8 protein-coding genes are annotated in these 9,979 nt (G+C 75.3%); 6 read left to right on the top strand and 2 right to left on the bottom strand.

The window, feature by feature from the left end; translation table 11 throughout:
* The 6 genes from LQ51_RS08815 to LQ51_RS08795 all read left to right on the top strand — a co-directional run.
* Window positions 1-644, top strand: a 644-nt coding sequence (locus LQ51_RS08815) for a thiamine pyrophosphate-dependent enzyme (protein WP_046564212.1), incomplete at its 5' end; no start/stop codon positions are given.
* Entirely contained in the window at window positions 644-1,633 is a 990-nt protein-coding gene (locus LQ51_RS08810; protein WP_046564211.1) for an alpha-ketoacid dehydrogenase subunit beta, read from the top strand. The genes LQ51_RS08815 and LQ51_RS08810, both read left to right, overlap by 1 nt.
* A 5-nt stretch (window positions 1,634-1,638) precedes the next feature.
* Window positions 1,639-3,168 (top strand): dihydrolipoamide acetyltransferase family protein, encoded by a 1,530-nt coding sequence (locus LQ51_RS08805; protein ID WP_046564210.1) that lies wholly within the window; start codon window positions 1,639-1,641, stop codon window positions 3,166-3,168.
* Between the two features lie 222 nt (window positions 3,169-3,390).
* The gene (locus tag LQ51_RS33355; protein WP_197087593.1) at window positions 3,391-3,528 is read left to right on the top strand and encodes a hypothetical protein; all 138 of its coding nucleotides are present in this window, start codon (window positions 3,391-3,393) and stop codon (window positions 3,526-3,528) included.
* A 347-nt stretch (window positions 3,529-3,875) separates the two neighbouring features.
* Window positions 3,876-6,467: an LppU/SCO3897 family protein gene (locus LQ51_RS08800; protein ID WP_046564209.1), complete on the top strand. Its 2,592-nt coding sequence runs from the start codon at window positions 3,876-3,878 to the stop codon at window positions 6,465-6,467.
* Window positions 6,468-6,684: 217 nt separating this feature from the next.
* On the top strand, window positions 6,685-8,520 hold the full coding sequence (locus tag LQ51_RS08795; RefSeq protein ID WP_046564208.1) for an NHL domain-containing thioredoxin family protein: 1,836 nt from the start codon (window positions 6,685-6,687) through the stop codon (window positions 8,518-8,520).
* Between the two features lie 48 nt (window positions 8,521-8,568).
* On the opposite strand, the gene LQ51_RS08790 is transcribed toward LQ51_RS08795, so the two are convergent.
* Window positions 8,569-9,318: a LamB/YcsF family protein gene (locus LQ51_RS08790; RefSeq protein WP_046564207.1), complete on the bottom strand. Its 750-nt coding sequence runs from the start codon at window positions 9,316-9,318 to the stop codon at window positions 8,569-8,571.
* A partial coding sequence (locus LQ51_RS08785; RefSeq protein ID WP_046564206.1) for a 5-oxoprolinase subunit C family protein occupies window positions 9,302-9,979 on the bottom strand: 678 nt, incomplete at its 5' end. The genes LQ51_RS08785 and LQ51_RS08790, both read right to left, overlap by 17 nt.

Raw genomic sequence — 9,979 nt, 5'->3', positions numbered from 1 at the left:
CCGGTGGCGACGACGGCGAGGCCGTGATCGCCTACTTCGGCGACGGCGCCACCAGCCAGGGCGACGTCAACGAGTCTTTCGTCTGGGCCAGCGTCTTCAACGCTCCCCTGGTCTTCTTCTGCCAGAACAACCAGTACGCCATCTCCGAGCCCCTGGAGCGGCAGACCCGCGTCCCGCTCTACCGGCGGGCCGGCGGTTTCGGCTTCCCGGGCGTCCGGGTCGACGGCAACGACGTGCTCGCGTCGTACGCGGTGACCCGGCACGCGCTGGACAACGCGCGGCACGGCCAGGGCCCGAGCCTGATCGAGGCGTACACCTACCGGATGGGCGCGCACACCACCTCCGACGACCCGACCCGGTACCGGATCGCCAGCGAGGTCGAGGCCTGGCAGGCCAAGGACCCGATCGCCCGGATGAAGGCGTTCCTGACCAAGCAGCAGATCGCCGACGAGTCGTTCTTCACCGAGGTCGACGAGCAGGCCCGCGCCGAGTCGGTGCACCTGCGCGAGCGGGTGCTGACCATGCCCAACCCGGAGCCGGTGACCATGTTCGACCACGTCTACCCCAACGGGTCCCCGGAGCTCGACGCGCAGCGGGCCCAGTTCACCACGTACCTGGAGTCGTTCGAGGGGAGCGCGCACTGATGGCCATGGAGACGCTCACCCTCGGCAAGGCCCTCACCGCCGGCCTGCGCAAGGCCCTGGAGAACGATCCCAAGGTCGTCATCATGGGCGAGGACGTCGGCAAGCTCGGCGGCGTCTTCCGGATCACCGACGGCCTGCAGAAGGACTTCGGCGACCAGCGGGTGATCGACACCCCGCTGGCCGAGTCCGGCATCATCGGCACCGCGGTCGGCCTGGCCATCCGCGGCTTCCGGCCGGTCTGCGAGATCCAGTTCGACGGTTTCGTCTACCCCGCGTACGACCAGATCGTGTCGCAGGTGGCGAAGATGCACTACCGCTCGCAGGGCAAGGTCCGGATCCCCATGGTCATCCGGATCCCGTACGGCGGCGGCATCGGCGCGGTCGAGCACCACTCCGAGTCGCCCGAGGCGTACTTCGCGCACACCGCCGGCCTCAAGGTCGTGAGCTGCGCGAACCCGCAGGACGCGTACCTGATGATCCAGCAGGCCATCGCCTCCGACGACCCGATCGTCTTCCTGGAGCCGAAGCGGCGCTACTGGGAGAAGGGTCCGGTGGACCTAGCGGCGCCGATCGCGGACGCGTACCCGCTGCACTCGGCCCGGGTCGTGCGGCCCGGCACCGACGCGACGGTGCTCGCCTACGGCCCGATGGTCCGCACCGCCCTGGACGCGGCCACCGCCGCCGCCGAGGACGGCCGCGAGCTGGAGGTCATCGACCTGCGCACGCTCTCCCCGCTGGACCTGACCGCCGCGTACGAGTCGGTCAAGCGCACCGGCCGCTGCGTGGTCGTGCACGAGGCCCCGGGCAACCTGGGCCTGGGCTCGGAGATCGCGGCCCGGATCACCGAGGAGTGCTTCTACTCCCTGGAGTCCCCGGTGCTGCGGGTCACCGGCTTCGACACCCCCTACCCGGCCGCCCGGGTGGAGGAGGAGTACCTGCCCGACCTCGACCGGGTGCTCGACGCCGTCGACCGCACCTTCGGCTGGTGAGCGGCATGTCCCGGATCAAGGAATTCAACCTCCCCGACCTGGGCGAGGGCCTGACCGAGGGCGAGATCCTCGCCTGGCTGGTCAAGGTCGGCGACGACATCGAGCTGAACCAGCCGATCGTCGAGGTGGAGACCGCGAAGGCGGCGGTCGAGATCCCGGCGAAGTGGGCCGGCCGGGTGCAGTCGATCTTCCATCCGGAGGGGTCCACCGTCGAGGTGGGCGTACCGATCATCGCGATCGACACCGACCCGGGTGCGGGGCCGGTGGAGGAGTCGACCACCGCCGCCCCGGCGTCGGACCTGCCCACCCCGTCCGCCGCAGCGCTGGCCGCGGTCCAGGTCGCGCCCGCCGAGGGCATGGTCGAGCCGGGCCTGATCGGTGGGGTGGCGCCGGGCGGGCGTACCGCCGTGCTGGTCGGCTACGGCCCGCGCAACGCGCCGGCCAAGCGCCGGCCCCGCAAGGGTGAGCTGCCGAGCCAGCCCGCGGCGCCGGCCCAGCCGGCCGCACCGGCATCGGCCGCACCGGCATCGGCCGCACCGGCATCGGCCGCACCGGCATCGGCCGCACCGGCATCGGCCGCACCGGCGCCGGCCGCTCCGGCGGCTCCCGCGCCGACCGTGAACGGCACCGCCCGGGCCGCCGGTCCGGTGCTGGCCAAGCCGCCGGTCCGCAAGCTGGCCAAGGACCTCGGCATCGACCTGGCCACGCTGACCGGCTCGGGTCCGCTCGGGTCGATCACCCGGGAGGACGTACAGCGGGCGGCGAGCGGGACCCCGGCGGCGGCCGAGCCGCTGGCCGCCACCGCCCCGGCGACGGCGGCCGCGAGCTTCGGCGCGGACCGCGAGCAGCGCATCCCGGTCAAGGGGGTACGCAAGCTCACCGCGGAGAACATGGCCCGCTCGGCGTTCACCGCCCCGCACGTCACGGAGTTCCTGACCGTCGACGTGACCCGGGCCATGAAGGCACTGGACCGGCTCCGCGGCCGACGCGACTGGCGCGACGTGCGGGTCTCGCCGCTGCTGCTGGTCGCCAAGGCGGTGCTGCTCGCGGTGAAGCGTCACCCGATGGTCAACTCGACCTGGGCCGGCGACGAGATCGTGGTCAAGGAGTACGTCAACCTGGGCATCGCGGCGGCCACCCAGCGCGGCCTGATCGTGCCGAACATCAAGGACGCCGGCCGGCTCTCGCTGCGCGAGCTGGCGGACGCGATGACCGATCTGGTGCAGACCGCGAAGTCCGGGAAGACCTCCCCGGCCGACATGTCGGGCGGCACGCTGACCATCACCAACGTCGGCGTCTTCGGGGTGGACACCGGTACGCCGATCCTGCCGCCGGGCGAGTCGGCGATCCTGGCCTTCGGCGCGGTGCGGGAGCAGCCCTGGGTACACAAGGGCAAGGTGAAGCCGCGCCTGGTCACCACGCTGGGCCTCTCCTTCGATCACCGGATCATCGACGGTGAGCTCGGCTCGAAGTTCCTCCGCGACATCGGGGACTTCCTGGCCGATCCGGAGGCGGCGCTGCTCGCCTGGACCTGACGGCGCTTCGCACCAGGCCGCGGCCGGTGTGCACGGGTTAACGCCCGGCACACCGGCCGTTGCCGTTGGGGGAAGAAACGTCGGCCCTTAGCCCATCCTGACCTACGATCCTTAGGCACGTGGCTCAGCTCACCTAATAATCGATGGAAGTCCGCGCCGTTTTGCGGTTCAATAGAGACATCAAGGGGCCGACAACCGAATAGCCAGGAGGAGAGACCCAAAATGAGCATGATCGAGCGAATCCGCACCCGCCGCGACGCCAACCGCCGGGCCCGTGCCATCGAGCACGCCCTGCGTTCCGCCAACTCGCCCGCGGTCCGCGAGGAGCTTCTCATCATCGCCCAGCGTCACATGAGCTGACGCCACCTACTTTCCTCACCTCCTCCAGTTCGAAGACCCGCCCGGGCGACCGGGCGGGTCTTCGGCGTTCCACCCCCGACCGGCACCGGGATTCCACCTCGCCGCACCGCCCGGTACGGTGGGGCTCGGTCGCCACCCGCCCACCACCGGACCACATGCGACACCCGAGAACCGATCGGCAGCGTCCGGCCACGGTGAGTGACGGCTGGTGCTCCCCCGGACGCCCCCGGGCGGCCACCGGATACGGTGCGGGGAGCCCGACCGCCGGTACCCACCGGCGACGCCGGCGACCCTGCCGACGGTCCCGATCGGCATCGCCGGTGACATGTGACGGAGGAGGCGCACCCATGACGTCCGAGGCCCCGCACCGCCCTGGCCAGGAGCCGGGCGAGGTGTCGCCGGGAGCCGGCGGACCGGCGCCGTACGGCGACCGCCCGGCCCAGCAGGACAACGGGTACCCCGGCGCTCCCGACCTCGGCTGGGCCCCGCCCCCGCCGGCCGGCGGCGGGTCCGCACCCGCGTGGGCCGCCCAGGACGAGCCGGCCAACGGCTGGACGCCGGCCAACCGTGGGGCCGCCCAGGTGCCGCCGCCCGCCGAGTCCGGCGGGTGGGACCGAGCCGGGCAGCCGGGCTGGGGCGCGCCCGAGCAGAACCCGCCGGCCTGGACGGCCGGACCGTCGAACCCGGCCGAGCCGGGCCCGCCCGCCTGGGGCAACCCGGCCGAACCGGCCGCCCCCGCCTGGGGGGCCGCATCGGCCCCCGGCCAGGGTGAGCAGCCGGCCTGGGCGCAGTCCGCCGAGCCGAACCGGGCCGCCGCGCACGTGCCCGCCCCGGCCACGACGCCCGAGGAGAGCTGGAACGTCCCCGCCGGCCAGCAGCAGGACGACGCGTCCCGCTCCGGGGGCTGGCCCGCCCCGCAGCAGGACGACGAGTCCGCCCGCTCCGGCGGTTGGCCGGGGGCGTCCGAGCCGCAGCCGGACCGCTCCGGCGGCTGGTCCGTGGGGACCGCCGCCCCGCAGCAGCACGAACCGCCCGCCTGGGGACAGCAGGACCAGGCCGCGCCCGCGTGGGCACCGAGCGAGCCGCCCGCCCGGGCGTCCGCCAAGGTGCCCGTCCCCGGTGCGCCGACCGAGAACGCCCGGGCCACGCCGCCGGCCGACCCCGGCCAGTCCGGCGGCTGGCCGGCCGGCCCGTCCGACGGCCACCAGGACGATCCGGACGGCTCCGGCGGCTGGGCCGCCGGCCGCGCCGCCGGCCAGCCCGACCCGGCGCAGCCCGGCTGGGACGCCTCGGACGAGCAGCGCCCGTCCTGGACCGGTGCCGCGGCCGTCTCCCAGCAGCGGGACCAGGACCCGCCGGCGCAGCCCGGCTGGACGCCCGCCGAACGCCCGGAGGCCGCGCCCTGGAGCCCGCCGGAGACGCCGGCCCGGGCCAGCGCGTCGGTTCCGTCCCCCGACTCCCCACCCTCCTGGTCCGGCAACCAGGACGAGCCGGCACAGTGGAACCCGCCGCAGCCGCCGGCCATCCCGGCCGCCCAGCCGTGGGCGGCCAGCGAGGCGTGGGGCCGCGCGGCCGAGGCCGAGCCGGCCGAGTCGCCGGCCAACGAGTGGCAGCCCAACCGGGGCGCGGAGGCGCCCGCCTACCAGCCCGCCCCGGGCCCCGGCATCTCCCCGGCGAACGCCGTACCGCTGCCGCCGCAGGAGCAGCGGGTGCCGGGCGCCGCCCTGGCCGCCGCCCCGCCCGCCGACTACGTGCCGCCGGCGCAGTACTCCCCGGCCACCGAGGCCGCCGAGCGGGAGCCGCAGGGCTACGAGCCGGAGCGCGCCGGCAACTGGGGAGAGACGTCCCACGAGAAGCCGCAGTCGCCGGCCGGGCCGGTGGTGCCCGCGCCGCGCACCTCCCCGGAGTCCGGCACGCCGGGCCACGTCTCCGCCAGCGCGTCGGTCCCGCTGGCCAGCCGGGTGATGCCCCCCACCGACCAGAGCCTGCGCCCGGCCGCCACGCCGGCCCCGCAGCCCCGGGTCTACGGCCGCCCGGTCCCCCCGGAGCCGGAGGAGGCGCCCGGCCACGACGCCCCGATTGGCTACCCGGGCGAGGCCGCCCGCTTCGACGAGCCGGGGCCACGCGCCGGGGAGCCGGAACACCCGGCGACGCCGAGCGGTTACGCCGAGGCCGCCCCGGCCCCGTCGTCGCCCGCCGGCCCGCCGCCGTTCCCGCCGGGCGTGCCGTCCTTCATGGACCCGGCCGCCAACAACCGCCCGGTCAACGGGGTGCACCCGCAGGAGGGTGACCGCGCCAACGACCCGTTCGGCGGGCCCGGCGGCCAACGGGAGCCGTACGGCAGCCCCGTCGGGCATGACCCGTTCGCCCACCAGGGCCAGTACGGCGGCCCCGGCGGCCAGCCCGAGCAGTACGGCAGCCCGGCCGGCGGGCGCGCCTCCGTGGCCGTGCCCGGTCAGGGGCCCGGTGGGCCGGGCCAGGGTGGCTTCCCGCCCACGTTCCCGCCGTCGCCCCAGCAGGCCCCGCCAGCCTGGCAGCCGGGCCCGACCAGCGACCCCGAGCAGGGCCGCTTCGACTCGTTCAAGCCGGAGGCGGAGCCGAAGACCGAGGCGCCCGCGCCCAAGGTGCGCAACGGCCGGGTGCTCGCCCTCGTGCTGATCGCGGCGGTGCTCATCCTGGCCATCCCGCTCGGCCTGCTCACCCTGCTCGGCAAGATCGGCGGGGACGACAAGCCGGCCCCGTTCGACCCGGCCGTGGGCTCCTGCGTCAAGCAGTCGGGCAACGGCGCCACGGCCGCGCAGTGCGCCGAGCCGGGCGCGTTTTCGGTGGTCGCCAAGGTGGACAGCAAGGAGAAGTGCGCCGACCCGGCGCAGCCGCACGTGGTGCTCCCCGGCGACGGGCCGAACCGGGTGCTCTGCCTGAAGCCGGCCGCCAAGTAGCCGTTCGGGCGGGTGGAGCCACGGCAGACCGTGACCCCGCCCGCTCGCTTCTTCCGACCGGGCCGCCACTGCCGCCTCCCGGACGGCCACCGCCTTCTTCCGGCCGGTCCGCCGCCTTCTTTCGGCCGGCCCGGCGAGCAGGGCCGGTGGTGTCGGCTGCGCCTCGATCACCCCCCTTCCGGCCGGCCCGCCGCCGGCGGTGCGGCACGATGGGGTCATGAGCGCACGCGTACGCGCCCCCGAGTTGCGGGGCCGGGCCTGGCTGAACACCGGCGGGAAGACGATCACCCTGGCCGACCTGCGCGGCAGGATCGTCCTGCTCGACTTTTGGACCTTCTGCTGCATCAACTGCCTGCACGTCCTCGACGAGCTGCGCCCGCTGGAGGAGCGCTACGGCGACGTGCTGGTCGTGATCGGCGTGCACTCGCCCAAGTTCGAGCACGAGAAGGACGCCGCGGCCCTCGCCGCCGCCGTCGAACGGTACGGCGTGCACCACCCGGTGCTCGACGACCCCGAGATGGACATGTGGCAGCAGTACGCGGCGAAGGCCTGGCCGACCCTCTCCGTGATCGACCCCGAGGGCTACGTGGTCGCCACCATGGCCGGCGAGGGTCACTCCGAAGGGCTGGCCAAGCTGATCGACGAGCTGATCGCCACCCACGAGGCCAAGGGCACCCTGCACCGGGGCGAGGGCCCGTACGTCCCGCCCGCCGAGCCGGAGACCACGCTGCGGTTCCCCGGCAAGGCCGTGGTCCTTGACGGCGGCAACCTGCTGGTCTCCGACTCGGCCCGGCACTCCCTGGTCGAGCTGGCGCCGGACGGCGAGCGGCCGCTGCGCCGGATCGGCACCGGCAGCCGCGGCCACGCCGACGGCCCGGCCGACACGGCCAGCTTCTCCGAGCCGCAGGGCCTCTGCCTGCTTCCCCCGCACGCCGCCGAGGTGGCCGGGTACGACGTGGTCGTCGCGGACACGGTGAACCACCTGCTGCGCGGTGTCCGGCTGGAGACCGGCGAGGTGGTCACGGTCGCCGGTACCGGCCGGCAGTGGCGCTCGACGGTCGACGACCACGCGCACGACGCGCTCGCGGTCGACCTCTCCTCCCCCTGGGACGTCGCCTGGTACGACGACAAGGTGGTCATCGCGATGGCCGGCATCCACCAGCTCTGGTGGTTCGACCCGGTGAAGCGGACCGCCGGCATGTACGCGGGCACCACCGTCGAGGCGCTGCGGGACGGGCCGCTGCCGGACGTCTGGATGGCGCAGCCCTCCGGGCTGTCGGTCTCGGCCGACGGCCGCCGGCTCTGGATCGCCGACAGCGAGACCAGTGCCCTGCGCTACGTCGAGGACGGGGCGATGCACACTGCGGTCGGCCAGGGGCTGTTCGACTTCGGCCACGTCGACGGGGCGGCCGACCGGGCGCTGTTGCAGCATCCGCTCGGGGTGTGCGCGTTGCCGGACGGCTCGGTGCTGGTCGCCGACACGTACAACGGTGCGGTGCGCCGCTTCGACCCGGAGACCGACCAGGTCGGCACGGTGGCGGACGGGCTGGCCGAGCCGAGCGACGTGGTGCTCACCGCCGAGGGCGGCGTGCTGGTGGTCGAGTCCGCCGCGCACCGGCTGACCGCGCTGGCCCCGGGGGCGCTCAGCGCGGCCGGCGCGAACACCGTGGACGGGCCGCGGCACAAGCTGGAACGCAAGCCCACGGACGTGGCGGCCGGCGAGCTGAGCCTGGACGTGATCTTCACGCCCGCGCCGGGGCAGAAGCTGGACGAGACGTACGGGCCGTCGACCCGGCTGGTGGTCTCCGCCTCCCCGCCGGAGCTGCTGGTGGAGGGGGCCGGGACCACCACGGACCTGACCCGCCGGCTGGTGCTGGACGGGTCGGTGGCGCAGGGCGTGCTCCAGGTCACCGCGCAGGCGGCCACCTGCGACGCCGACGTCGAGCACGCGGCCTGCCACCTGACCCGGCAGGACTGGGGCGTACCGGTGCGGGTGGTGGCCGGCGGCGCGACCCGGCTGCCGCTCGTCCTGCGCGGCCTGGACGAGGGCTGAGCCCGGCCGCGGGCGCCCGGCTCCACCGCGAACGTCGAGCCGGGCCGGTCAGGCGAACGGGGTGAGCGTGACGCCGGCGTCGATGAGGGCGGCCCGGACCAGCTCGGCGCAGCGCACCGCGCCGGGGGTGTCGCCGTGCAGGCAGATCGACTCGACCTGGCAGGGCACCACGCTGCCGTCGACCGCCACCACGGTGCGCTCGGTGGCCATCCGGACCGCCCGGTTGGCCACCTGGTCCGGGTCGGTGATCAGCGCGTCCGGGGCACCGCGCGGCACCAACTGGCCGTTGGGTAGGTAGTTGCGGTCGGCGAAGCCCTCGGGCACGACCCGCAGCCCGGCACCGGCCGCGAGCTGGGCGAGCACCGAGCCGGGCGGGCAGAGCACCGGCAGCTCGTGGTCGTACCCGTTGACGGCGGCGACCAGCGCGGCGGCCTGGGCCTCGTCGCCGGCCGCCGCGTGGTAGAGCGCGCCGTGCGGCTTGAGGTAGCGGACCCGGGTGCGGAACAGCCGGCAGAACGCGTCGAGCGCCCCGAGCTGGTAGATCGTTTCGTCCCGCAGCTCCGAGAAGCCGTAGGCGATGTGCCGCCGGCCGAAGCCGGCGAGGTCGCGGTAGCCGACCTGGGCGCCGACGCTGACCCCGCGCTCGGCGGCCGCGGCGCAGACCCGGTGCATGGTGGACGCGTCGCCGCCGTGGAACCCGCAGGCGATGTTGGCCGAGGTGATGAGGTCGAGTAGCGCCTCGTCGTCGCCGAGCCGCCAGATCCCGAATCCCTCGCCGAGGTCAGCGTTGAGGTCCATGGAACCTCACCGTAGTGCCTGGCCGGGCCTGCGCGAGGGGGGTCACGTCGGCCACCACCCCGACGACCGGGTATCCGCCGGTGGTCGGATGGTCGGCGAGGAAGATCAGCGGTTGGCCGTCCGGTGGCACCTGGACGGCGCCGAGGACCAGCCCTTCGCTGGGCAGCTCGCCGGCCACCGCGCGGGGCAGGGCGGCGCCGGCCAGTCGCGCGCCGACCCGGTTGCTCAGCGGACTGACCGCGTACGGGGTGTTCAGCAGCAGGTCGAGCGCGGCCGGGGTGAACCAGTCGTGCCGGGGGCCGAGCCGCAGCTCCAGCCGCAGCCGCGCGGGGACGGGCGGGGTGGCCGTGGCGTCCACCGGGGCGGGCCGGCCGGCGGCGGGACCTAGGGGGAGGCGGTCGCCGTCGCGCAGCGGGGGCGGGCCGAGGCCGGAGAGGGTGTCGGTGGCCCGGCTGCCCAGCACCGGTTCGACCGCGATCCCGCCCGAGACGGCCAGCCAGGTGCGCAGCCCGGCCCGGGCGGGCCCGACCCGCAGGACCGCGCCGGCGGGCAGCGACAGCGGCCGCCCGGTGTCCCCGGGCCGGCGTTCGACCGGCGGCAGGTCGGCGGGCCGGTGCTTCTGCGGCGGCGCGGCGGCGGACCGGCGCCCGCCCGGCGGCGC

Origin of the sequence: Micromonospora sp. HK10 (assembly GCF_000982955.1) — a bacterium.
GTDB lineage: Bacteria > Actinomycetota > Actinomycetes > Mycobacteriales > Micromonosporaceae > Micromonospora.
This window is presented reverse-complemented; position numbering and strand designations above follow the sequence as displayed.

Coding starts and splice junctions, on each gene's coding strand:
- LQ51_RS08810 (WP_046564211.1), top strand. CDS start 644: ATGGCCATGGAGACGCTCACCCTCGGCAAGGCCCTCACCGCCGGCCTG.
- LQ51_RS08805 (WP_046564210.1), top strand. CDS start 1,639: ATGTCCCGGATCAAGGAATTCAACCTCCCCGACCTGGGCGAGGGCCTG.
- LQ51_RS33355 (WP_197087593.1), top strand. CDS start 3,391: ATGAGCATGATCGAGCGAATCCGCACCCGCCGCGACGCCAACCGCCGG.
- LQ51_RS08800 (WP_046564209.1), top strand. CDS start 3,876: ATGACGTCCGAGGCCCCGCACCGCCCTGGCCAGGAGCCGGGCGAGGTG.
- LQ51_RS08795 (WP_046564208.1), top strand. CDS start 6,685: ATGAGCGCACGCGTACGCGCCCCCGAGTTGCGGGGCCGGGCCTGGCTG.
- LQ51_RS08790 (WP_046564207.1), bottom strand. CDS start 9,318: ATGGACCTCAACGCTGACCTCGGCGAGGGATTCGGGATCTGGCGGCTC.